This window comes from Rhodopirellula bahusiensis (assembly GCF_002727185.1).
GTDB lineage: Bacteria > Planctomycetota > Planctomycetia > Pirellulales > Pirellulaceae > Rhodopirellula > Rhodopirellula bahusiensis.
Window position 1 is genome coordinate 42,944 of sequence record NZ_NIZW01000023.1, and the last position, 24,181, is coordinate 67,124.

Annotated in this window: 16 protein-coding genes; 14 read left to right on the top strand and 2 right to left on the bottom strand. The window is 55.6% G+C overall.

The genetic code is table 11. The annotated features are described in order from the left end of the window. Window positions 1–34 precede the first annotated feature (34 nt). Together CEE69_RS24375 and CEE69_RS24380 are read left to right on the top strand one after the other, a co-directional pair. Window positions 35–1,345, top strand: a complete 1,311-nt coding sequence (locus CEE69_RS24375; protein WP_233215591.1) for a hypothetical protein — start codon at window positions 35–37, stop codon at window positions 1,343–1,345. Between the two features lie 211 nt (window positions 1,346–1,556). Further along, the gene (locus CEE69_RS24380) at window positions 1,557–2,468 is read left to right on the top strand and encodes a DNA integrity scanning protein DisA nucleotide-binding domain protein (RefSeq protein ID WP_233215592.1); all 912 of its coding nucleotides are present in this window, start codon (window positions 1,557–1,559) and stop codon (window positions 2,466–2,468) included. A 129-nt stretch (window positions 2,469–2,597) separates the two neighbouring features. Here the strand turns inward: CEE69_RS24380 and map are convergent, their stop codons facing one another. Beyond that, window positions 2,598–3,395, bottom strand: coding sequence for a type I methionyl aminopeptidase (map, locus tag CEE69_RS24385; RefSeq protein ID WP_099263218.1), 798 nt, complete (start codon window positions 3,393–3,395; stop codon window positions 2,598–2,600). Window positions 3,396–3,717: 322 nt separating this feature from the next. On the opposite strand from map, the gene CEE69_RS24390 reads away from it, so the two are divergent. From CEE69_RS24390 to CEE69_RS24400, 3 genes are all read left to right on the top strand, one after another. Further along, window positions 3,718–6,687: a secretin N-terminal domain-containing protein gene (locus CEE69_RS24390; protein ID WP_099263219.1), complete on the top strand. Its 2,970-nt coding sequence runs from the start codon at window positions 3,718–3,720 to the stop codon at window positions 6,685–6,687. Further along, entirely contained in the window at window positions 6,684–8,375 is a 1,692-nt protein-coding gene (locus CEE69_RS24395; RefSeq protein ID WP_099263220.1) for a GspE/PulE family protein, read from the top strand. The genes CEE69_RS24390 and CEE69_RS24395 overlap by 4 nt, the downstream gene beginning before the upstream one ends. 83 nt (window positions 8,376–8,458) lie before the next feature. Next, complete coding sequence (locus tag CEE69_RS24400) at window positions 8,459–9,673, top strand: type II secretion system F family protein (protein WP_008669271.1); 1,215 nt, start codon at window positions 8,459–8,461, stop codon at window positions 9,671–9,673. 141 nt (window positions 9,674–9,814) lie between these two features. Here CEE69_RS24400 and CEE69_RS24405 read toward each other — a convergent pair whose 3' ends face one another. Beyond that, window positions 9,815–10,609: a helix-turn-helix domain-containing protein gene (locus CEE69_RS24405; protein WP_233215593.1), complete on the bottom strand. Its 795-nt coding sequence runs from the start codon at window positions 10,607–10,609 to the stop codon at window positions 9,815–9,817. A gap of 288 nt (window positions 10,610–10,897) precedes the next feature. Here CEE69_RS24405 and CEE69_RS24410 point away from each other — a divergent pair, with 288 nt between their 5' ends. The 9 genes from CEE69_RS24410 to CEE69_RS32915 all read left to right on the top strand — a co-directional run bounded on the left by CEE69_RS24410 (window position 10,898) and on the right by CEE69_RS32915 (window position 24,155). Further along, window positions 10,898–12,067 carry a zinc-dependent alcohol dehydrogenase gene (locus CEE69_RS24410; RefSeq protein WP_099263222.1) on the top strand — a complete coding sequence of 390 codons (1,170 nt, stop codon included), beginning with the start codon at window positions 10,898–10,900 and terminating at the stop codon, window positions 12,065–12,067. A 154-nt stretch (window positions 12,068–12,221) separates the two neighbouring features. Further along, the gene (gene rbsD, locus CEE69_RS24415) at window positions 12,222–12,629 is read left to right on the top strand and encodes a D-ribose pyranase (RefSeq protein ID WP_099263258.1); all 408 of its coding nucleotides are present in this window, start codon (window positions 12,222–12,224) and stop codon (window positions 12,627–12,629) included. A 42-nt stretch (window positions 12,630–12,671) separates the two neighbouring features. Then, on the top strand, window positions 12,672–13,661 hold the full coding sequence (locus CEE69_RS24420) for a D-ribose ABC transporter substrate-binding protein (RefSeq protein ID WP_099263223.1): 990 nt from the start codon (window positions 12,672–12,674) through the stop codon (window positions 13,659–13,661). A 53-nt stretch (window positions 13,662–13,714) separates the two neighbouring features. Further along, window positions 13,715–14,314, top strand: a complete 600-nt coding sequence (locus tag CEE69_RS24425; protein ID WP_233215594.1) for a DUF2291 family protein — start codon at window positions 13,715–13,717, stop codon at window positions 14,312–14,314. Continuing rightward, entirely contained in the window at window positions 14,311–15,846 is a 1,536-nt protein-coding gene (locus CEE69_RS24430) for a sugar ABC transporter ATP-binding protein (protein WP_099263225.1), read from the top strand. Before CEE69_RS24425 ends, CEE69_RS24430 begins: the two co-directional genes overlap by 4 nt. Continuing rightward, window positions 15,840–16,811 (top strand): ABC transporter permease, encoded by a 972-nt coding sequence (locus CEE69_RS24435; protein WP_099263226.1) that lies wholly within the window; start codon window positions 15,840–15,842, stop codon window positions 16,809–16,811. Before CEE69_RS24430 ends, CEE69_RS24435 begins: the two co-directional genes overlap by 7 nt. Window position 16,812: 1 nt before the next feature. Then, window positions 16,813–17,760, top strand: a complete 948-nt coding sequence (gene rbsK, locus CEE69_RS24440) for a ribokinase (protein ID WP_099263227.1) — start codon at window positions 16,813–16,815, stop codon at window positions 17,758–17,760. Then, complete coding sequence (locus CEE69_RS24445) at window positions 17,757–19,208, top strand: DUF1593 domain-containing protein (protein WP_099263228.1); 1,452 nt, start codon at window positions 17,757–17,759, stop codon at window positions 19,206–19,208. Before rbsK ends, CEE69_RS24445 begins: the two co-directional genes overlap by 4 nt. Window positions 19,209–19,241: 33 nt before the next feature. After that, entirely contained in the window at window positions 19,242–24,155 is a 4,914-nt protein-coding gene (locus CEE69_RS32915) for a nucleoside hydrolase-like domain-containing protein (RefSeq protein ID WP_199169934.1), read from the top strand. Window positions 24,156–24,181: the final 26 nt, after the last annotated feature.

Below are 24,181 nucleotides of genomic sequence, written 5' to 3' on the forward strand. Positions count from 1 at the left end.
CCACGGTTTGATTGAGAAGTCCGAAGGGAATGAGATGAATTGGATTGCAAAGACGACTCTGGCCATGGTGCTGTTCATGGGGCTGGCAGTCCAAGCGACCGGCCAAGGGAATCTGCCCGCCGAGCCAACCGGTGGATCCACGCAATCGAATCCGGAGACAGCGTCGCCCGTTCGAACTCAGTCGGCCGTGAGTCCAGACGATGTTCCCGACGCTCTCGAAGGCGACTTCGACACGCGAGACATCGCGGCAGCGACGGCTTGGGCGGACCAATTGAACCTGGCGGACTGGATGGGACCGCTTGCTCCTTTGGCTTTGTCGCCCTTCTTCGGCGTCGCTTGTCTGTCGGGACTTTCCTTGTGGGGACCGGATTGGATCACCGACAACGCATTGCTTGGATCATCAGGCCCGCTAAGAAGCGTTCCTCTGTTTGCGATCTTTGCCGTGCTGGCCGTTCTGACCAGCGTCCCCAGGTTGTCAAAGGTCAGCAAACCGTTTGCCCAGGCGATGGATCAGCTGGAGGCGTATTCGGTGATCGTGATTCTGCTGGCGATCAAGATCACCGCTTCGATGACGGCGGATTCGGTTGGCACCGACGAGGCTCAGTTGGCAGCGGAAGCGGTGCCGGTGTACACGGCGGGGATCTTCAGCTTCACCGCCAACACGCTGTTGCTGATAGCGATGGCGGTCAACATGTTGGTGATCAACAGCGTCAAATTCTTCTTCGAGTTTCTCGTTTGGTTGACACCGTTTCCGACGGTCGACGCAATCTTTGAGGTTTGCAACAAATCACTTTGTGCGGCTTTGATGGCCGTGTATGCCTTCAGTCCAACGCTTGCGACGGTCTTCAATTTCGCGATTCTGTTTGTTGCTGCATTGATTTTTCGCTGGGCTGGTCGCCGGGTCAAGTTCTACCGAACGATGTTGCTCGATCCCGTTTTGGCTCGCCTTTGGCCTGGTTTCGCGACACCCGATCCACGCGGTGTGATCGTGTTCGCTCAAAACGCCGTGGGTCCCTTTCCCGCCAAGAGTTGCTTGCGTTTACGGCGTGGCGACGATGGTTGGTTGCTGACGCCTGCCACGCCTTGGTCGCCGCTGTCTTGGGGATTGAGCGGAGATGGGCACGTGTTGCAATGTGGTTCGTCACCAAAGCTGGTTCGAGGTTGGTTGACTCATTCGATTCACGCTGAGTCGGACGACGATGCGGTCGTGTTGTTGAAGGTCAGCCGCCGTCACGACGCTCATATGACGATCGTGTTGAAACAGTGTGGTTTGATTGAACACAGTGAATCGGCTGAGGCGACTCAAGGCGACGCAGCACGCGACTCGGCGATTGAATTCGCGTAGCAGCATCGCTGAATGCACCTTTGGTCCACGAGCAAAAATGTTGCAAAAGTCGGGCTAAAACGGGCCTCAAGGGGTCCCGGTCCTCTTTGGATGAAGACACGGTTGGACTAAAGTAGGGAAGCAATGATCGTTCCCCCTGGTCGACCATATTGAATCCGGAGCTGCTTAAGACTCGATGGCCACGCAACGTTTGACCAAACAGAATGCCGCCATGATTTCGGCTGCTGTTGCGCTTCGAGCCGACCGGAATGCTGACGCGTTGCTACTGTTGCTCGATGGCAGCACCGATTGGAAGCGAATTTCAGAGCTGACCGAATCCAACGACAACGTGGTCATCGTCGCCGTCGACACGATCGAGGATTTGGACGGTGCCGCCGAGGCGGGTTTGAAACCGCTGGCATTGAACAAAGAGAAAGCTCCACTGCTGGAACGATTGCAGGAAGCTTTGTTGGAAGCCGCCGCAGATGAACTGATCAAGACGAACGGCGAAGTGGTTGCGGTCTACAGTGGCTTTCAACAAGGGCGTCTGGATTCGATCAGTCACCTGCAGCTAGACGAGCGGATGCGAAGATTCACCGTTCGCGACCTGCAGACGCTCGAGAGCAGCGTGCCCCTGAAAACGATCAAAGCGGTCGTCGATTTGGCATCGCAGATCGGTCGAGAAGGCCGTGAGGGTAAAGCTGTCGGAACGATGTTCGTCGTCGGTGACACACGTCGGGTCCTCGATCACGCCAGCGACAGCGGTGCGGACCCGTTTCGCGGGTACAACAAAAAACACCGCAACATCTTGGATCCCAAGGTTCAAGAAGATGCGAAGGAAATCGCCCAGCTCGACGGAGCGTTTGTGGTCACCTCGGAAGGCATCATCGAACGCAGTCGCCAGATGCTGGAGGTTTCGCACGAAGACCTCAAGATGACCAAGGGTCTCGGTTCGCGACACTGGGCCGCCGCCGCGATCACTCGAAAGACCAAAGCGGTCTCGGTTGTGGTCAGCCAGTCCACCGGAACGGTGCGGCTGTACCAAAATGGGTTCTTGATTCTGCAGATTGTCCCGATGGACAAAGCGATCAAGTGGCAAGAGTTCGCATTCGAACCGCCATCACAAACAGCGGACGAGAACTAGCCTCGGTCTGCGCGCGGAAGCCGAAACTCGCAACGATTCGTTGAGAGTCCGCGTGACTGCCGATGCGGTCTGAATCAATCGCTCAAGCGCCGATCGCTTGCGAGCCAACCGCTCGGAAACACCAATCTCTTAGAACTGGTGTCCCTTTTGAGGACCGTCCTGGGTCTTCGTGAGAATCTCCGGGCCAGTCTCTGTCATGAGGATTGAGTGTTCGAATTGAGCCGACGGACGTCCGTCGCGTGTGCGGACTGTCCATCCGTCAGCCTTGTCGCACTGGGCGTAACGTGAGCCCGCGTTGATCATGGGCTCGATCGTGAAACACATGCCCGGGAACAGACGATCGATCCGGCTCTGGCGATTCGGGAAGTGAGGGATCGATGGGTCCAAGTGGAACTGTTTCCCAAGCCCGTGCCCAACGTATTCACGAACGACCGAGAATCCGCGGCCTTCCGCTTCCGGAACAACGGCCTCACCGATCGTCGCGACGCGGCAACCGGGAGTCAAAGCGTCGATGGCCAAGTGCATGCAGTCGAACGCACACTGCGTGACCGCTCGTTTCTCTTCGCTGACTTCGCCCAGGAGGAACGTTTCGCTTTGATCGCCGTGCCATCCATCGACCACCGTGGTGATGTCGACGTTGATGATGTCACCATCTTGTAGCTCGTAGTCATCCGGAATGCCGTGGCAGATGACTTCGTTGACGCTCGTGCAACAACTCTTGGGATACTTTTGATATCCAAGCGTCGCGGCGCGATAACCGTGACCATAGGTCCAGTCATGGATCATCTGGTCGATTTTCCCCGTCGTGATCCCCGGTTTCACATGCGGCCGAATGTAGTCCAAGAGCGTCGCGTTTGCCTGGCCAGCGGCCCGCATCATGTCGCGTTGGAATTCGGAAAGGATCAGTTTCTTTTGCTTGGTCAGCATGCTGCTAGATGGTGTCAGTTCGGATGGATTGGGGCCACAAAAGGCAGGCTGCCAGCATAGCAGGTTTGTGATCTTGGCAAACCCAAACTGCCCCTGGTTCCCGGCCAAGTGAGGGATCCGAGCCGGAATGATTGGGACAATCAGCTGATTCGGTCAATCAGGAACGCTCCCAGTCGGAACTTTTGTGGCCAGGAAGGGTTAGTTCGATACGGAACGAGACCATTTGCTCGTCCGATCGCTTTTCTGGCAACTATCCTGGCCTCCGAGTCCAGGCAAACGATTTTCACTTCGCCCAGCTCGGTCCCACATCTTATCTATCGAAATGAATCGAACTGTCTCCAACGCGATGCAAGCCGCGAACGCTTCGTCAAATCAAGGGTGCAACCCCGTTCAGGCGGAGGATTTCCATCTTCCCAACGATCGAGGCAGAGCTCGACGCGCCAGAATGGCGTTTTGTGGTGCCGCGTTTGCCGGATTGATGGTCCTGACGGCCGGATCGCAATACGCCGCGGCCCAGGATGCGCCATCGCCTGAAAACGCGGCATCGAGTGAGCCCGCCGAGTCCACAACGGTCCCGAACGTCGACAAAGAACTGCGATTCAATTTCTCGGGCGCCCCCTGGGGCGACGTTCTTCGTTGGTTCTCCGAACAGGCTGACTTGTCCTTGCAAATGGACGCCTCTCCGGCCGGAACGGTGAACTTCAGCGACCCGACTCAAACGTATTCGATCGGCGAAGGTTTGGATCTGATCAACCGCTTGCTGCTCGATCGTGGTTGGGCGGTGGTTCGTCGCGGACGGATGCTCTTGCTCGTCGACTTGGAAGCTGAAAACGCCGAAAAACTGATCAGCGAGATGGCTGAGTTGGTCACGCCGGACACATTCGACCAACGCGGCAACAGCGACATTGTTCGCTGTGTCTTCCCATTGGGCGGACTTTCACCCGATGAAGCTCGCGAAGAATTGGCACAAATCATTGGGCCTTGGGGGCGTATCAATGTCTTGGCGGGAGCTCGCCAAGTCGTCGTGACCGAGACCGTTGGCAAGCTGCGAACAATTGAGACGGTTTTGTCCGCCGCCGAAGAAGCTCAATCGAGCGTCGTTGAGATTTCGCTGGTTCACCGCGCCGCCGAAGAGATCCTCGAAGTCGCTCGTCCGTTGGTCGGTCTAGAACCGGGCGTGAACCTCGGCGACGATCTACGCATTTCGGTCTCGTTCTACGGTGACCGAGTTTTCGCGACTGGATCCCCCGCCAAGTTGTCGTTGCTGAAGAGCATCTTCACCAAAGCCGACAAGGCGATGCCCGGCAGCGAAGACGCGGAAGAAGTCGAGATCATCACACCCGTTTTGAAGACCCACTCGGTTGCTTCGGCGAACATGCAAACTGCGTTCGATGTTCTGCAAACCATGTTGGCCGGAACACCGGAAACGAGAATCGCCCTGGATACCAAGCGGGGCGTCATCGTCGCTTCGGCTCGTCCAGAGACACAGCAAATGATCGCTGAAACGATCGCTGAGCTGGAAGGCGATGGCGACAATTTCGCGATCATTAACCTTCGACGCTTGGAACCCGCCAATGCGTTGTTGACGATCAACAAGTTCTTTGGTGTGACCGAGGACGGTGGCCAAGGTCCGACCGTCGATGGTGATCCTGAAACCGGTCGCTTGTGGGTTCGAGGGACGTCGGCCCAAATCGAAACGGTCAAACGACTGATCGACGAACTCGAGAACGATCCCTTGGCAGGTGGCTTGGGCGAGAACGTTCGCGTGCTACCAATGACAGGATCTTCCGCTGATCAAACGCTTCGGCAACTGGAAAGCTTGTGGCCGATGACCGGTCGTGAAAATCGATTGCGAGTGATCGTGCCAACCTCGAATGAGGACGATCAATTGCAGGAGGATGGACGCGGTGCGCAGCCGATTCGTCAGCCTTTCCGACGGGACTTGGATCAAGAAGCCTCATTCAATCAACGCGATTCCAACGCGGACGGCGAATATCTCGTTCGTGCCTTCGATGAGACGGACGTCAACGACTCGGCTGAATCCGAAACGTCATCCGATGATTCGGAAGTCGAGACCGCTGGACCAAAGTTGCTGCAGGACGGTTCCGCGAATCCGCACGCTGGTGCTGAAATCGTCGTCCAGATGACTCCCGCGGGTCTGGTGATCGCGTCGAAAGACAGCGAAGCACTCGATGCGTTTGAGCAATTGCTCAGTTCCATCAGCACTTCCTCGGGGATGGCGAACGATTTGCCGACCATCTTTCGTTTGAAATACATCAAAGCCGATGTGGCGTCCGAATTGATCGCAAGCGTGCTCGGTGGTTCAGAATCATCGTCGGGGTCGCTGACTGAATCCGTGATGGGCGGACTCGGTGGCGGAATGCTCGGCGGCCTGCTTGGTATGGGCGGCGGAGGCGGCGAGGAAGTCTCCAGCAGTCGTTCCATTCTGACCAGTCGCGGCAGTGTCAACATCGTTGCCGATGGCCACTTGAACTCGTTGATCATTCAGGCCAGCCCCGCGGATCTCGAATTCATCCGGTTGGTGATTCGCGAAATCGATCAAGAAGAAAGTCCGGAACTGGTTCGCACCGTGCCTCAACCCAGGTTGATCCCGGTGATCTATCAGGAAGCATCGGACGTTTCCGCGATCGTCAAAGCTGTCTTCGCAGAAAAAATGTTCCAAGAGCAAAGCAGCGGAGGTGGAGGCGGTGGTCGCCAACCTTCCCCCGAAGACATCATCAACGCGTTTCGGGGCGGTGGCCGAGGTGGACGTGGAGGTGGTGGCGGAGGAGCAGAAACGCCTAAAAGTGAGCCGACAAAGATCATTGTTGCGGTTGATGAACGCAGCAACGCGTTGGTCGTGACGGCCACTCCGCAAGATTTCCAACAGGTCGAAGAACTGGTCGCCATCCTGGATCAACAGGGAATGGAACAAGAGGAACAGACCGTCGTCATGCCGATCGCAGGCGGCGTCCGCGCAGAAGTGTTACAACAGGCGCTCGAGTCGATGCTTGGTGTGAAAGCCACCACGGCGACTTCCACCTCGGGTGGTTCCAGCACTGGATCATCGAGTTCCGCACCAACGGGCTCATCCGCTGAAGATGTTCAGCGACGAATTGAGTTCTTCCGTTCGCGATTCGGCGGCGGTGGCGGAGCCCCAGGTGGCTTTGGCGGACGTGGAGGCGGAGGCGACACAGGCCGCGGTGGCGGTGGAACTGGTCGCGGTGGAGGAGATACCGGTCGCGGTGGTCGCGGCGGACAAGCAGGCGGAGGCGGAGGAAGAGGTCGATGATTATGCATGCTGGTGAAATTCTGCAACGACGCGGATTGCTGACGTCCCAACAATTGGAACAAAGCCGCAACGGCGACCCTCAATCGGTCGTCGACAACGCGGTCACGTTGGGATACGTCTCCGCGCGAGATGCCTTGTCAGCGATCGCCGATGAGGTTGGGCTGGAATTTCGCGACCTTCGCACGTCCGAGATTGATCTGTCGGCACTCGAAGGGTTCCCGCAAAAGCTGATCTATCGCCATTCCATGTTCCCCATCGGTTGGGATGACGGCGCGTTGCTGGTTGCGACCGCGGACCCGTTTGATCTGTACCCGCTCGACGAAGCGTGCGCAACAACGGGAAAAACCGTTGTGCCGGTCGTCGCCGAGCGTGCCGAAATCAGTCGCTTGGTAAAGAAGCACCTCGGCGTCGGCAGTGAAACCGTCGAAGGATTGGTCGCGGCTGCGGGTGACGAAGAAGTCGAACTGCTCGACGGCATCGAGACCGATGGCAGCGAATTGTCCGAGATGGCTCAAGAAGCCTCGGTCGTTCGGCTGGTCAATGAAATCTTGATCGAAGCCGTTGATTCGCGTGCCAGTGACATTCACATCGAATCGCAATCCGACGGTCTGGTGATTCGGTATCGGATCGACGGGATTTTGCACCCGCAACCGGTGCCGCCTGAAATCAACCGTTTTCAAGCGGCCATCATCAGCCGTCTGAAAATTATGGCTCGGCTGAACATCGCTGAGAAGCGATTGCCGCAGGACGGTCGGATCAAACTCCGCGTGCACGGTCGCGAAGTTGACATTCGTCTCAGCGTGATCCCCATGATCCACGGCGAAGGCCTGGTCATGCGTGTCCTCGACAAATCGTCGATGGTGTTCGATCTGCAGGGACTCGGCATGTCCAAGGAGATCTACGATCGATTCAGTCAACTGATCAAGTTGCCGCACGGAATTGTGCTGGTCACCGGTCCGACCGGTAGTGGTAAAACGACGACGCTGTACAGCAGTCTGTTGGAAATCCGCAGCCCGGAAAACAAGATCATCACAACCGAAGATCCGGTCGAGTATCAGCTCGATGGGATCAACCAAATTCAGGTCCACTCGAAGATTGGTCTGACCTTCGCTGCATCGCTTCGAAGTATCTTGCGTCACGACCCAGACATCGTGCTGGTCGGGGAAATTCGTGACTTGGAAACCGCCGAGAATGCGACGCAAGCTTCGTTGACCGGTCACATGGTTTTCAGCACTTTGCACACCAACGATGCTGCCGGAGCTTTCACGCGGATGGTCGACATGGGCGTGGAACCGTTCTTGGTCGCCGGCACGGTGGAAGCCGTCATGGCTCAGCGTCTGCTTCGCCGTTTGTGCCAACATTGCAAGGAATCGTTCATTCCTGAGCAAGACGATCTGCCGAAGGATTTCCCTTGGGAAGAGATCGCCGGTCGCGAAATCTATCGTAGCGTCGGCTGTCGCGAATGCCGCAACGTTGGCTACTCGGGGCGATTGGGTATCTACGAGCTTCTCGTCAGCAGCGAACAAATTCGCGAGATGGCTCAAAACCGCGCCAGCAGTTGGGACATTCGTCGCCAAGCGGTCAAGGAAGGCATGAGAACACTTCGAATGGATGCCTGGGACAAAGTTGTCGCTGGCGTGACCAGCGTCGATGAAGTCCTTCGCGTCACCAAGGGCGAAGCTCTTTAACGCGTCGTTCTTCGAGTCCAACCTAAGAAACGCTCCCAGCGCCCTCCCCATCAAGCCCGCCTGCTTCCCGCCGTTCGACAACCATGCCAACGTTTCAATACACCGCCCGAGACATGACCGGAAAGAGCGTTCAAGGATCGCTCGAAGCGGCGTCGCAGCGTGAAGCCACGTCGTTGCTCACCGGGCGAGACTTGTTCCCAACCAAAATTGCGGAACAAGCATCCGGAGCAGGTTTGTCGATCTTTGGCAAGAAACGCAAGAAGGTGAAAGGCCAGGTCATGGCCACCTTCTACGGCCAACTCGCTTCGTTGCTTCGCAGTGGCGTGCCGATGATCCGTTCGTTGACCATTCTCGGCGAACAATCCAGCACGCCCGTGCTCGGTGAAGTTCTCGCCGAAATTCGCGGTCGAGTCGAAGACGGTGAACCAATCGGCGACACGATGGGACGCTATCCCGGTGTTTTCAGTGACATGGCGGTGAACATGGTTCGCGCCGGTACCGAAGGTGGGTTCCTGGAAGACGCTTTGGACCGAGTCGGTGTGTTCACCGAATTACAAGAAGATTTGAAGGGACGCACCGTCAGCGCGATGGCTTACCCGGTCTTTCTGTTCACGATCGGCAGCGTTGTCATCTCCGCATTGTTGGTGTTCTTCGTTCCCAAATTCGACATGCTGTTTGATCGGCTGCGTCAAAAGGGCGAAATGCCTGCGATGACGGAAGCCTTGCTCGGTTTCAGCAACTTCCTGCAAGGTTACGGATGGATCCTGATTGTTCTGGCCATCGGTCTGATCATCTTCTTCCGCCAACAGTTGCAAACCGATAAAGGGCAAGACCTCTTCGACAAGATCAAGCTGAAGGTGCCGGTGCTCGGCGACATTTTGATGAACCTTTCCGTTGCGCGGTTCTGCCGCGTGCTTGGAACGCTGCTTGCCAACGGTGTACCCATTCTAAAATCGCTGGACATCAGCCGGACCGCAACCGGCAATCGATTGCTCAGCCAATCCATCGCGGACGCCAGCGAAAACATCCGCAGTGGTGAAAGCCTCGCGAAACCGCTTCGTCAGTCGGGCTATTTCCCCATCTCCGTGGTGGAAATGATCAGCGTCGGCGAAGAAAGCAACTCGCTCGACCGAGTGCTTCCCGAAATCGCTGATTCGTTGGAAAAACGAACGTTCCGGCGATTGGATTTGTTCGTGCGATTGCTCGAGCCGATCATGTTGCTCGTGATGGCGATTTTGGTTCTCGCCGTCGTGATGGCGTTGCTCGTGCCCGTCCTCAAAAGCAGCACCAGTCTCTAACGAGACAGTGAATTCAAGAACTAGCCGCTTGGCGTTAGCCACGGTTTCTGTTCTTAGCCACGGTTTTGTTCAAGGAATCGTGGCCAACTCCAAACGGCTAGTGCACTGGCCGAATGGTTGTCGCCACGCGAAGTCTCCGCGTCATCGATTGTTGAGACGGCATTCCTTTCGGAAACCGCGAGGTGTCATGCTGGTGACTTCTTTGAATGCGCGATTGAACCGACTCAGCGAATCAAAGCCGGCAGCGAATGCGATGTCGATGATTTGGTCGTTGCTCGAGATCAGCAATCGTTGAGCTTCGGCGACGCGATGACGTGTGATCAATCCATTCAGCGTCAATCCAAATGTCTTTCGAAACAGAGTCGATGCGTAGTCGGGATGAAGGTCAACGCATTCGGCGATGTCCTTGATTTGCAATCGGGATTTGAAATTGCGAGCGATGTGACACGCCATCAATTCGGCTTTGGCAAGGTTCGGTGACGAGTTTTTTAGGCTCGCGTCTCGTGCGTCCGACGAGAGCACGGGATTCTTGCTGTACGATCGAGCCAAACGCAGCAGCCTGGCTTTGAGTTCGAGCAACACGAATTCACGCGTGTTCTCCGCATCGTTCGATACGTCCGAATGCCACTGTTGAAACAGGAACTTGTCGCGAGTCGCTGTGGTTGAATCACAGTCGCCTGACAACACGTTTCCCAAAATCAGTTGCGTTTGAAGGCTCTCGGGCAATCCCCATTGCAGGAACCATCCGAATGGAATCGTGATGACGTAGTAGTGCGTCACATCGCGAAACTCGACGATTTGATGCGGAACCGCGGCCCAGAACAGCGTGAGAGTGTGCGCGTCCACCGTGATCCGATTGCCACCAATCAAATACGTCAGTGACCCAGAGTCGAGAAAGTTGATCTCGATCTCGTCGTGACGGTCCGGACGCGGCATCGGTACCGGTTCCCACAGTTCACAGGTGAAACCGTAGGGGGCGAACTCAGGTCTTTGTGTGTCAAAATGTTGCATAGTCTAAGGATAGTGCAAGTCTGGCGAGCTTTCGAGGGAGAATGTGCGAATTCCTGGTGTATTGTTAATCCTGAAATTGATTTGCAACGAGAGCCCATTTTCGCTTTTCAGCTATTCGACTTCATGATCGTCGATCATCCGACCTGCTGGCGGAATCGATCGGCGCGCCCCCGATAAAGTACTCCTCTTCAGATATCAGTTAGGACCTCATTGATGAGCGTAGTGAAACCCGAGTCCGTGCGTGCCGTTGCGATGACAGCGCCTGGTGCCACCGAAATGCGGACCTATCCCTATCCCACGGTGGATCACGACTCGGCCATCTTGAAAGTCGACATGTCCGGAATCTGCGGGACGGATCGGCACATCTTCAAAGGCGAAGCATCCGAGATTCGCGGAAAGTCGATCTTTCCATACGTTGGTGGTCACGAAGTGATCGGCACGATCGTCGAGATCGGCGACAACGCCGCGAAGGTTTTGGACTACGACAAGCAAGTTTTGCAGGTCGGTGACCGCGTCGCGATCGCCGTCGAGGTCAATTGCGGGCATTGCTACTACTGCCGCAAACACTACAACAACACAACGTGCCTGAACCAAATTCAAGCCTACGGGTTGCATCCCAACGCGGACACGCTTCCTTACTTGCGAGGTGGGTTTGCGGAGTACATCTTCATTCGGCCTGGCACACACCTGTTCAAAGTCCCCGACGAAATGTCGACTGACGTTGCCGTATTCGTGGAAGAGATGGCCGTCGCGTATCACAGTTTGGCAAGAGCCGCCGGCCCGTTTGCTCCGGTCAACGAAGGCTTTGGTCCTGGTTGCTCCGTCGCGGTGCTCGGCAACGGTCCACTCGGAATCCTTCACGGGATCATGGCGAGCATTCACGGTGCCGGTTTGCGAATCGCGACTGACTTGTCTGATTTGCGTTTGGAGAAAGCCAAGAACCTTTACGCAGACGTGACGATCAACGCATCAAAGGTTTCGACTGACGAACGGATCGCTCAGGTCCAAGAGATGACGGAAGGCGTCGGCCCCGACTTGGTGATTGAATCGGCGGGCGAACCCGAAGCGTTCATTGAAGCACTTCGAATGGTTCGAAAGGGCGGCACAGTCATCGAAGTCGGCAACTGGGTCGACCTCGGCAAGCCAGTCGCTTTGGATGTCATGCGCCATATCAGTTCCAAGAACTTGCACATTCATTCCGTGTTCCACTGCGGAACCGATTGGCGGCCCGTGCTGAACATTTTGCATCAGCAATCAAATCGTTACGACTTTGCATCCTTGATCACGCATCGCTTCAGTCTGGACGAACTCGTCGACAAGTTTGGAACGGTCACTGACTTTGATGAATGCTGTAAAATCGAAGTGATTCCGCACAAAAGCTGAGGTCACTTCGCGAATCCTCGCCGGCTGAATCAAACCTTTGTCGTTGCTTTCTTGCGAAGTTCGCGACGAGATTCGTCGTGTGGTTTCGCATCGCTGCAATGCGTTTGTTGCATCATCTCCACCTTTCAAACCCACTCCATCTTTCGCGAACTTCATGAAACGCACCCGATTACTCAACAGCGAGCTGTGCTATGAAATCAGCCGGCTCGGGCATACTGCATCGATCACGCTTTGCGATGCTGGTTTGCCGATCCCTTCGGGTGTGAAGCGGATTGATTTAGCAATCGAGGACGGCTATCCGACCTTCCTGCGAACGTTGGATGCAATCTTGAGCGAGCTGAAGGTGGAGGAGATCGTGATTGCTAGTGAGATGCATGACCGCAACCAATTGTTGTTTGAGCAGATGATGAAACTCTTCGAAGCTCATCTCATGGCACCGAAGATCACCGAGGTTTCTCATGTCGAATTCAAGCAACGAACAGAGGACAGTGAGGCGGTTGTTCGCACAGGAGAATGCACGCCCTATGCGAACGTGATCCTGAAATCCGGCGTTGTGTTTTGACACCGCAATCATTCCCATCAACCTTCCAGTGAGACTTCATCGATGAGCCCAGGCAAGCAACCCAACCGATTCGCGAAATGTTTATTGTGCGTGTTCGCACTGCTGATCGGTGGATGTCGCAATGAAACGAAAAACGCTGATGGTTCGGCTGACTCCGATGCTCCCAAGAGGGTTGCGGTGATTGTCTCGACGCTAAACAACCCGTGGTTTGTTGTGCTCGCTGAGTCAGCCCGCGACAGTGCGATTGAGTTGGGATATGACGCGGTGGTGTTTGACTCGCAGAACGACCCCGCGAAAGAGACGGCCCATTTCGACAACGTGATCGCTTCGGGCTATTCCGCTGTCCTTTTCAATCCAACCGACGCGGACGGTTCGGTCGCGAATGTGCGTCGAGCGAAAGAGGCTGGCGTTCCGGTCTTTTGCATGGACCGAGAAATCAACGCGACGGACGTTGCGGCTTCGCAAATTCTGTCGGACAACTATTCCGGTTGCGTCGCGATTGGACAGCACTTCGTCAAAGAGGTCGGTGAGTCCGGCGAATATGCAGAATTGCTCGGTTTGGTGGGGGACAACAACACGAGGAATCGCTCCGACGGTTTCCACAGTGTGGTCGATCGCTATCCCGATCTGAAAATGGTTGCCCAACAAAGTGCAGACTTTGATCGCGCTAAGGCGCTGGAAGTCATGGAAGCCATTTTGCAAGCGAACCCAGACATCAAGGCTGTCTTTTGCGGGAACGACGCAATGGCGATGGGGGCCTATCAAGCGTTGCTAGCCGCCAACAAAGCAGAGCAAGTCAAAATCTTTGGTTTTGACGGTGCCGATGATGTGGTCGCCATGATTCACGAAGGAAAGATCACCGCAACGGGGATGCAGTTTCCAAAGCTGATGGCGAAAACCGCGGCGGAGTACGCCGATCGATATCTCAAGGGAGACCACGACCTTTTGCAAAAGGTACCGGTTGCCGTTGAGTTGGTTCACCAAGGGAATGCATCAAAGTTTGGTGACTTTGACGAAGAAGGTTCCGAGTGATTTCCCGTCAAAAAATATGGATCTCCCGCTTCGCAGTCGCAATTGGAATCTTGGTGCTCTTGTACCTGTTCCCACTATTTCGCGTCGTTTCCCTGGATGATGCGAACGAGGCGTCTGCGAAAGCATCGGCGGCGAAGTTCGATCCGATCGTGTTCGTCGATCAGTTCTGGAACGACAAATTGCTGGCGTCGAAAGCAAACGCGGTCGATGCGTTGGAGTTGGTCAATGAAATACAAGCCAACCCCGGCAAAGTCCGTCAAGCACGCGGCCGGCAGGTGGGTTTGAGTCAATCGTATTTTTTGACTGTCACCGGTGTCGGGCGAGTTGTCTCGGTCGAAAAGAACTCTGTCGGGCTTGCAATCACTGATCAATCAGATGAAGCGGAGGTGGTTTTGGAATCGGGTATTCTGTTCGGCAACACGGTCCGAGACGGGACGGGTTTGTTGGATGTCAATGAATTCCAAAACACACAAGACTTCAATTCGATTTCAACGGAATTGAATCGGCGGATCGAAGCGGATGTGCTGCCAACGTTGCGAGACATTGCCACGTCAGGCACCGAAATCGAATTCTCCGGTTGCGCGCAAGTCAGCGATGAAGCCACGGATCTGAATCCTCTGCGAGTGGTCCCATTCTTCGTGGAGGCAAAATGACTGTCTCCGGTGATTTGGTTCTCGAAGCCAAGAAGATTTCCAAGCTTTTTCCGGGCGTGAAAGCCTTGGATGGAGTTGACTTGAATTTGAGGTCAGGACGTTTGACCGCGCTGCTCGGCGAAAATGGTGCGGGCAAGTCGACGCTGATGAAAATCTTGGCGGGAGTTCAACCGCCCGATGAAGGAGAATTGTTGGTGGATCGCGAGCCGGTCCAATTCACCGGTCCGCGGCATGCTCACGATCACGGAATCGCGATGATCCACCAAGAGTTGAGCTTGGTGCCGGACTTGAGTGTTGCTGAAAACATCTTTCTCGGACGCGAACCACTTCGATTCGAAACGCTGATTGACTATTCGGAACTCAATCGGCAAGCCTCGCAGTGGCTGAAACGGTTGGAACTGGATGTCTCACCAACGACGCCCGTACGCCGACTTCGCGTTGGACAACAACAACTGGTGGAGATCGCCCGAGCGTTGGCGGGGAATGTTCGCATCCTGATCATGGACGAACCCACGTCTGCGATCACTGATCGCGAAACGGAAGTCTTGTTTCGCTGCATCGCTGACCTGAAGAAGCAAGGCGTTGCGATTGTCTACATCACACATCGTTTGGAAGAGCTCGAGCAGATCGCCGACGACATCGTTGTGATGCGTGATGGTTGTTTGATCGGAACAGCTGAGTTCGGCGAGTTGAGTCACGACGAAATGGTCCGCATGATGGTCGGCCGAGAGGTGAAGGTTCTTTCCAAAGAATCATCCACCAACAAATACCCGGTACTGAGCGCGGGCAACATTTCGCTGAAGCACCCGACACGCCCTGGGGACTTCTTGGTCAATGAAGTTGACTTGCACGTTTGCAAAGGGGAAGTGCTCGGCATCTTTGGATTGATGGGTGCCGGTCGAACCGAATTGCTGGAGTGTCTGTTCGGTTTGCATCCGAAGACTTCGAGCGGAAACGTGAGCATTCACGACGAATGCGTTCGCCTGAAATGTCCCGCCGATGCGATTGCACATGGTTTGGCTCTGGTCCCAGAGGATCGCAAGCACGACGGATTGGTACTGTCGATGAGCGTCGCTGAAAACGCGAGTCTTGCAAGTCTGAAACAGGCGGAGAAGTTTGGCTTCATCGACCGAGCGAAAGAACGCGAGCACACTCGGCGCTTCGTCGAACGTTTTCGCGTGAAAACGCCATCGTTACGAGAGAAAATTGTCAACTTGAGTGGCGGGAATCAGCAGAAGGTCATCTTGGCGAAATGGTTGGCGACCGGACCCGCCGTGTTGATGTTGGACGAGCCCACACGAGGAATCGATATCCATGCGAAGAACGAGATTTACACTTTGATTGATGAACTGACGACGGACGGATTGGCTGTGATCATGGTTTCGTCGGAGCTGCCCGAAGTGATGGCGGTTTCGGACCGGATTTTGGTGATGTGCGAAGGACGTGCGACACAAGAATTCGATCGGGCGGAGGCCACCGAGGAGGCCATCCTGCAAGCCGCTCTGCCGAAAAGGACGTCGATTCCATGTTAGAGAACAAACGAGAACACCTCGCGAAATTTCAGTCGCTGATCGCATTGGCCGTGATGCTGATCGCGATGAGTTTGTTATCCGATAGCTTCTTCACGCCCGACAACGGGCTGAATATCCTGCGGCAAATTTCAGTCAACCTGAGTCTTTCCATTGGGATGACTTTGATCATCTTGACCGGCGGAATCGACTTGTCCGTCGGAGCGATCCTGGCTTTGTCCGGTGCCGTCGCCGCTGGGTTGCTGAAGAACGGTATCGTGATTGAACCGCTCGGCGTGAAGCTGCAGTTCACCGTTATAGGTTCGATCGTGTCCGGGCTATTGGTTGGATCCGCAGCGGGATTGTTCAACGGAGTCGCGGTGACGCGATTCAAGCTGCCGCCGTTTGTGGCGACTCTGGGCATGTTCAGCATCGCTCGCGGATTGACCATGCTGTGGACCGGGGGATTTCCGGTCACAGGGCTTGGTTCATCGTTCGGTTACATCGGTACGGGAGTGCTTCTTGGAATCCCGGTGCCCGTCTGGATCACCGGCGGATTGGTCGGCGTGTTTGTGGCTCTGACACGGACAACTCGCTTTGGACGCCATGTGTACGCCGTGGGTGGCAACGAAAGGGCGTCTTTGTTGACTGGTTTGCCCGTCGATCGGATCAAAATTGCTGTGTACACGCTCGGAGGCTTGCTGGCCGGCGTGGCAGGACTGATCGTCACGGCTCGCTTGGATTCGGCACAACCCAACGCTGGATTGGGGTACGAACTCGATTCCATCGCCGCCGTCGTAATCGGTGGAACATCGCTGTCGGGCGGCCGAGGCAGCGTGATGGGCACGGTTCTTGGTTGTCTGATCATCGGTGTGTTGAACAACGGTTTGTTTCTGCTAAACGTTTCCCCTTTTTGGCAACAAGTGGTCAAGGGCTTTGTGATCCTTGCCGCCGTTGCCGTCGACCGCATGAGTCAAAGGGATCGCTAGCATGAACAACGCCCAAACCACTCGACCGAAAATCACCGTCGTCGGATCCGCCAACGTCGATCTCACTTTCCGCACGCCACGGCTTCCCGTTCCTGGTGAAACGTTCGCGGGACATTCGTTGCATCAAGGAATGGGTGGCAAAGGTGCCAACCAAGCTGTCGTTGCAGCGCGACTCGGTGCGGACGTTTCATTTGTCGCTCGAGTTGGGAACGATGGTTTCGCAACTCAGGCCATTGATGCGTACAAGAACGACGGTATCAACACCAAGTTCATTCGTCACTCCAAAGACCAACCGACTGGCACGGCTGCCATTCTTGTAGATGATGAGGCAGAGAATTGCATCATCGTGGTCGCGGGCGCCAACGCGGAGTTGTGCGCGGATGACGTCCGCTCCGCCAAGACAGCGATCGAAGCAGCCGACGTTGTGATCTGTCAGTTGGAGACGCCGGTGGAGGCTGCGATCGAAGCGTTCAAGATCGCTCGTGCGGCCAACGTGCTGACGATGCTTACACCGGCACCAGCCAAGCTTGTCACAGATGAATTGCTCGCGTTGAGTGATGCATGCGTTCCCAACAAAACGGAGATTGCCGCAATCACGGGCAAAGCGGTCGAGACAGAAGCTGATTGTGTTTTGGCCGCCCAAACACTGATGCAGCGAGGCGTTCGGCAGGTTGCACTGACGATGGGCGGCGAGGGCGTTCTGACTCTCGACCATTCTGGGATGTCTCGAATTCCGGCGACGCAGGTCAAAGCGGTCGACACGACCGGCGCAGGCGATGCCTTCACCGGTGCATTGGCAGTCTCGCTCGCCGAAGGTTTGCCTTTGTCCGACGCTGCCAGCCGCGCGGCAATCGTTGCTGCCATCTCGGTGACACGCATCGGGACGCAAACATCCTTTCCGTCGCTCGATGAAGTCAATGGTTGGAATCAACCCGAGGAGACCAAATGAACATCGCTTTGAGAATCCTCCTTACCGCCGCCTTTGCATTGCCGTGTGCCTTTGCCGGTGCGGAATCGCCGCCGAAAGCGCGAATGGTCGTGTTGACCGACATCGAAGCCGATCCCGATGACACTCAGTCGCTCGTCCGTCTGCTGTTGTACTCAAACTTGATCGATATCGAAGCGATCGTTGCCACGACTTCCGTCCACCAGAAAGATCGCATCGCGCCAGAGTCCATTCGGCGCGTCATCGAAGCTTACGCCAACATCCAACTCAACCTGTTGAAGCACGAGGCCGACTTCCCCACAGCCCATTCGTTGCTCGACCTGGTTACCGAAGGGTTACCACTTTACGGAATGAAGGGCGTCGGCGACGACAAGGATTCGCCTGGGTCGAGCCGCATCATCGAACTGCTGGATAAAGATGACGATCGACCGCTATGGATCTCCGTTTGGGGCGGCCCGAATACGCTGGCTCAGGCATTGTTCCGAATTCGCGAAACACGTTCGCCGGAGCAAACTGTCCGGCTGGTGAAGAAGTTGCGTGTGTACACGATTTCCGATCAAGACGATTCGGGCATCTGGTTGCGGAACGAATTTCCCAATCTGCAATACATCGTCAGCCCTGGGCGTTACGAGCGTTCGACTTGGGGAGCAATCAATCAAGTCATTGACGGGATCGACAATACAACGATTAGCAACGAATGGTTCGCCACCAATATCCAGCAATCTCACGGTCCCCTCGGAGCCGCCTACCCTGACGTCGCTTGGGGAGTCGAAGGCGATACGCCAGCCTATCTCGGCCTGATTCCCAACGGACTGAATGTTCCCGAGCGGCCGGATTGGGGCGGGTGGGGCGGACGGTATGAACTGTCCCAACCAACCGATGAAGAAATCCAAGTCGGCCGCGAAGTTCAGGGCGGCGTTCCGATCAATCCAGAAACACGAACGATTTGGACGAACGCCGACGATACGTATCGACCTCGCGTTTTTCGCGAGTACGGGCGTGGCGAACGTCCCGACGACGAGGCTCACACGGGCAATCGGGTCACCTTGTGGCGATGGCGCGACGATTTCCAGAACGATTTCGCGGCTCGCATGGATTGGTGTCTATCAAGCTACGAAGACGCCAACCATCCGCCCGTCCCTGCGCTCTCTCATCCAGAAACATTCACCGTTGATTCCGGCGAAGCATTCAGGCTCGACGCCGGCGGAACGACGGACCCGGACGGTGACAGCTTGAGCTTCACCTGGATGCAGTACCCCGAAGCGGGTTCGTCGTCCGACATCAAAGTCGACTTTGGAATCTTTCCCGAGAACGTCTACCAAGTGAACCGTGTTGCTCCAGAGGTGAGCGATACAGAAACGATGCACTTCATCTTAAAAGTCACTGACAAAGGATTGCCGCCGTTGACTCGTTACAAGCGAGTCATCGTGACCGTTCAGCCATCGAAGTAGTTTTCCCACTTTCCCCACACAGTGAAAACACACATGAACCAGTCCACACTTTCTCGAGTGTTTGCGATTCTTCTGGTCTTCGGACTCAGTTCCCAAACGCAAGCCGAACAACTCAAGCCACGCATGCTTGTCCTCACGGACGTGTCCACGTGGGAGACCGACGACCACGAGTCACTGAATCGCCTGATGGCACACGCGGATCTTTTCGAAATCGAAGGGATCGTTATCTCGACCGGTTACAGCGTCAAAACGCTGAACAAGTCACCTGAGAACGGCTTCATCGACATCGCACGTGGCGTCGTTGATGCCTACGAAAAGGACTTGCCCAATCTGATGAAGCGTTCCGGTCAAACCGGCCACGAGCACGACGGCGGAAAACAGGCGATCGGATACTGGCCAAGTGCGCAGTACCTTCGCGAACGCATCATGTTGGGCAGCATGAATCGCGGAAAGAAGTTCATCGGCGATGACAACGGTTCACCCGGAAGTGAGTTGCTGATCGCGCAAGCCGACGAAGAGGACGATCGTCCATTGTGGATCGGAATTTGGGGCGGGGGAAACACCCTGGCCCAATCGATCTATCAAGTCCAAAAAAATCGGTCAGCAGAAGAGGCCAAAACGTTCCTGAACAAACTGCGTGCGTACGCGATCACGGATCAAGATCGCAACTACAAAGGCGAAGGGCTCGAGGTGAGTTCACACGGTTGGATCTACGAACAAACCGGTGATGACTTGCTGTTCATCTGGGACGAAGCCGCTTGGAAGGGACACAACTCAATCGGAAAGAGCAATTGGGGCGAGTACGCGAAACACATTCAGGGTCACGGCAACCTTGGCAGTCAGTACCCGAAATACAAGTTCGGAGTCGAAGGCGACACGCCCGCGTTCCTGTATCTCATGCCCAACGGGCTCAATGATCCTGAAGATTCAACGCAATCGAGTTGGGGCGGGAACTTTGTGAAGAAGGACGGCGGGCTGTGGCGTGAAGCGAGCACTTGTGCGTCGAACTTCGAGCAAACGTATCCGGCGGCATTCAATAACTTCGCCGCACGGATGGACTGGGCAAAGGAAGGCAAAGGCAACCGCAATCCAAATCTCGTTCTCGATGGAGATGCCGGGCTGAACGTCCTAAGAAAGACGCCTGGTCCAGGCTCCTCAGTAACGCTCGACGCCTCAAAAACCACGGATCCCGACGGAGACAACTTGCAATTCAAATGGTGGGTTCAAAGCGACGCGGGAACCTACGAGGGCGAAATCGAAATCGCCGACAGTACGTCAAGCGCGGCAACAATCCAGATTCCCGCCGACGCTGCCGGACGCAGCTTTCATGTCATCTGCGAAGTCACCGACGATGGGACTCACAACCTGAGTAGCTATCGACGCGTCGTCTTCCAACCGACGGGCGACATGGTTGCGACCACCAACCAGAAAAACACTTCGCTTGCCGACTGGCTGAGAACCTACATCCCTGACGCTTACCCGGGCACGGACATCGTTGCCCACGGTGGTGGAGCGTGGTTCCAGGCAAAGATCGATGAGCCGAAATTGATCGTCAGCTGGGCGAACTGGAAAGAAGAAGTCCTTTCTTTGAAGGACGTGGAAGCACACAGCCTGACCGAAGGCGAGTCCATCTTTGTTGACAAGACAGAGGCGTCCGATTGGGCAGACCATGCCAACGTGACTTTCTACGATGGAGTGGGCTACTACATCGATGGCTACGAAGCCTCAGCCATGTCCGGATGGGACGTCGCTAAGAGCACGATCATTCAGTTCACAGGCGACTCGGACACGTTTGTCGCAGAGATGGCGGAAGCGAAAGCAGAAGGATCGTTTACTGCACCGGTTCCAAAAAGCGTAGACAAGCAATCCGACGACACAAAACTTGCGGACTGGCTGAAAAACTACATCCCAGAGAAACACGCGGATGCCGAAGTCATTGCCCACGGTGGTGGAGCGTGGTTCCAGGCAAAGATCGATGAGCCGAAATTGATCGTCAGCTGGGCGGACTGGAAAGAAGAAGTTCTTTCATTGAAGGACGTGGAGGCACACAGCCTGACCGAAGGCGAGTCCATCTTTGTTGACAAGACAGAGGCGTCCGATTGGGCAGACCATGCCAACGTGACTTTCTACGATGGAGTGGGCTACTACATCGATGGCTACGAAGCCTCAGCCATGTCCGGATGGGACGTCGCTAAGAGGACGATCATTCAGTTCACAGGCGAGTCGGACACGTTTGTCGCAGAGATGGCGGAAGCGAAAGCAGACAATTCCGCCGCTGCACCGAAACCTGCGCCGGCGAAAGAGAGCGTTTCCTTCAAACAATGGTTGTACGAGTACCTTCCGACGCAGTATCCCAACGCGGAAATGATCGACCACACTTATTGGTTGCAAGGAAAAATCGGCAATGGCATCTCCGTGAACTGGACCGAATGGACAGATATCGATTCGACGTTGAAGGCCATGGAAGCTCACAATCTGACGGCTGGCAAGTCGATGTTCATCGAGCAAAAAGGCAACAAGAAACAAGATTGGGCTGACAACCCAAATGTCACCTACTACGAGGGAGCCGGTTACTACATTTCGGGCTACGACCCCGCCACGATGGGAGAATGGGATGGCAAAGGGCTGTCCGTGATTCAGTTCGATGGTGATTCGAGTGACGTAGCGAAGACGATCGCCGAGGGTTGGTCGGGAGATGCGAAATCCACCCCCGTCCCATCGAAAGCCTCGCAAACGAAAGAACCCAGTGGAGAGCCCTCGGCAGGCACGCCTTACTCGCCCTTCCCTTCCAACGTCGTCGTAACGAAAGTCAAACACTTCGACAACATGTGCTGGAAGATCGCTGCCGCTGGCGGAACGTGGTACTTCGAGAACGGCGAAGCCGGCGGAAAGACAGGTTTCAGCAGCGCGTTTGACCAAGCTGGCAACGATTGGATCGGGAACGACGCCGACCGTGGTTACAACAAATCGTCCGCGAGCGGCGGACGACACGAGTACCGAGGCTGGCCAAACTTTGGCAATGGAAACTTCAATCACCCGCAACGTAGCAGTGGCTCCAAATCTTGGTGGGTCGACGCGAGCGGAAACGCGGTCGCATTCGATGAAAAGCTTGAAGGCGATCACCTGATCATGCGATCGTCTAACGCCAAGTACGACGTTGAGTATCACTTTTTCCCGTCGCACGCCGCGATCAAAGTTCTGAAGGCCGCCGACAAATACGCGTTTCTGTACGAGGGTCCGATTGGTGGCGAGCAAGATGCTTCGGTCGAGAAGGACTTCTACGTTCTCAAAGACGGCAAGCACCGCGAATGCAAAGAAGGGGGATTGGGTTACCTGGAATCGGAGTTCGGCAACAAGTTTCCATCACCGTTCTTTTACCTCGAAGACAGCGATCCGAAAGACACGCAAGTTTGGTACGCCGGCGTCAAGAACGCGGGCCCCGAGTCGGCCGGCGACGAAGGCTGGCGTCAAGGCAGCAACATGGTGATCTTCAGTTTCGGTCGCGACGAAGACAAACGAGCTTACACCGGAACCGACGCGGTTTGCGTGTTCGGATTTCAACCAAAGGGATCGCACGAGCACATCGCCAGCTTCATCGAATCGCGTCTCGAATCACCGTTTGCGGCTCCCAGCGCTAAAGCCAACCCGGCGCCCGCGAATGCCGGTGCCTCAAGTGCATCTGGAAGCACTTACACGAAACGGCGAATGATCGTCACCACGGACCTGGGAGCCGATCCGGACGACGAACAATCTCTGGTGCGGATGCTTGTCTGTGCGAATGAGTTCGACATCGAAGGCTTAGTCGTGTCGACGGGCTGTTGGAAAAAGAAGCAGAGCAATACCAACATGCTGGACAAGATCGTCGATGCCTACGGCGAATGCTACGACAACTTGAAAGTTCACGCCGAAGGGTTTCCAACGCCCGAATACTTGCGTTCGATTTCCGTGATGGGACAGCTTGGCTATGGCATGAGCGATGTGGGCGACGGCAAAGACTCACTCGGTTCCGACATGATTATCGCATCGGCCGATAAGGACGACCCGCGTCCGATATGGGTCGGCGGTTGGGGCGGCACGAACAATGTGGCCCAAGCGATCTGGACAGTCAGCAAGACTCGGTCGAAGGAGGACCTGGAAAAATTCCTCGCCAAACTTCGCGTCTACGACATCCTAGGCCAAGACGATGCCGGTGCTTGGATCGCGAAGAACTATCCGCAAGTGTTCTACATCCGAGCGACCAAAGTCTACGGCTGGCAACCACCCAAGAACGGCGATTACCAAAAGAACGACATCCAAAGTCATGGTCCGCTCGGTGCTCTCTACCCCGATACCAAATGGGCGACCGAAGGTGACACGCCGGCGTACATGCACATCTACCCAACCGGCCTGAACGATCCTGATCAGATCGACCAAGGTGGCTGGGGCGGTCGATTCAGCTTCAAAAAGAAGACCGGCATCAAGAGCATGTCCGGAGTCAAAGGCGAGGAACGAAAGTTTGATCCCTACGAAATGTGGGGCAACACATCCGACGGAACGGGGGCGATCAAACGCTGGAGCAAAGGATACAACAACGATTTCGCTGCTCGCATGGACTGGAGCATCACAAGCAAATTCTCCGAAGCAAACCATCATCCAGTCGCCATCCTGAATGGTGACACGACACGAGACGTGCTGAAACTATCTGTCGCGTCGGGTGAATCAGTCTCGCTGAGCGCCGCGGGTACCGACGATCCCGACAACGATTCGCTCACCTATTCGTGGTCGATCTACGAAGAACCCGCCACGTACAAGGGCGCCGTTGCGATCGACGGACCTTCCGACCCGACAGCCAGAATCTCCGTTCCGGCAGATGCGAGTGGCAAAAATATCCATGTCATCCTGGAAGTTCACGACGACGGAACGCCAAACCTCTACGCATATCGCCGAATGATCCTCAACGTCAAATAGTCCCTATTCGCCCACTAAGAGATTTC

What these genes read in the sequence shown, in the direction of transcription:
- CEE69_RS24375 (WP_233215591.1), top strand. Translation starts at nt 35, where the DNA reads ATGAATTGGATTGCAAAGACGACTCTGGCCATGGTGCTGTTCATGGGG.
- CEE69_RS24380 (WP_233215592.1), top strand. Translation starts at nt 1,557, where the DNA reads ATGATTTCGGCTGCTGTTGCGCTTCGAGCCGACCGGAATGCTGACGCG.
- map (WP_099263218.1), bottom strand. Translation starts at nt 3,395, where the DNA reads ATGCTGACCAAGCAAAAGAAACTGATCCTTTCCGAATTCCAACGCGAC.
- CEE69_RS24390 (WP_099263219.1), top strand. Translation starts at nt 3,718, where the DNA reads ATGAATCGAACTGTCTCCAACGCGATGCAAGCCGCGAACGCTTCGTCA.
- CEE69_RS24395 (WP_099263220.1), top strand. Translation starts at nt 6,684, where the DNA reads ATGATTATGCATGCTGGTGAAATTCTGCAACGACGCGGATTGCTGACG.
- CEE69_RS24400 (WP_008669271.1), top strand. Translation starts at nt 8,459, where the DNA reads ATGCCAACGTTTCAATACACCGCCCGAGACATGACCGGAAAGAGCGTT.
- CEE69_RS24405 (WP_233215593.1), bottom strand. Translation starts at nt 10,609, where the DNA reads ATGCCGCGTCCGGACCGTCACGACGAGATCGAGATCAACTTTCTCGAC.
- CEE69_RS24410 (WP_099263222.1), top strand. Translation starts at nt 10,898, where the DNA reads ATGAGCGTAGTGAAACCCGAGTCCGTGCGTGCCGTTGCGATGACAGCG.
- rbsD (WP_099263258.1), top strand. Translation starts at nt 12,222, where the DNA reads ATGAAACGCACCCGATTACTCAACAGCGAGCTGTGCTATGAAATCAGC.
- CEE69_RS24420 (WP_099263223.1), top strand. Translation starts at nt 12,672, where the DNA reads ATGAGCCCAGGCAAGCAACCCAACCGATTCGCGAAATGTTTATTGTGC.
- CEE69_RS24430 (WP_099263225.1), top strand. Translation starts at nt 14,311, where the DNA reads ATGACTGTCTCCGGTGATTTGGTTCTCGAAGCCAAGAAGATTTCCAAG.
- CEE69_RS24435 (WP_099263226.1), top strand. Translation starts at nt 15,840, where the DNA reads ATGTTAGAGAACAAACGAGAACACCTCGCGAAATTTCAGTCGCTGATC.
- rbsK (WP_099263227.1), top strand. Translation starts at nt 16,813, where the DNA reads ATGAACAACGCCCAAACCACTCGACCGAAAATCACCGTCGTCGGATCC.
- CEE69_RS24445 (WP_099263228.1), top strand. Translation starts at nt 17,757, where the DNA reads ATGAACATCGCTTTGAGAATCCTCCTTACCGCCGCCTTTGCATTGCCG.
- CEE69_RS32915 (WP_199169934.1), top strand. Translation starts at nt 19,242, where the DNA reads ATGAACCAGTCCACACTTTCTCGAGTGTTTGCGATTCTTCTGGTCTTC.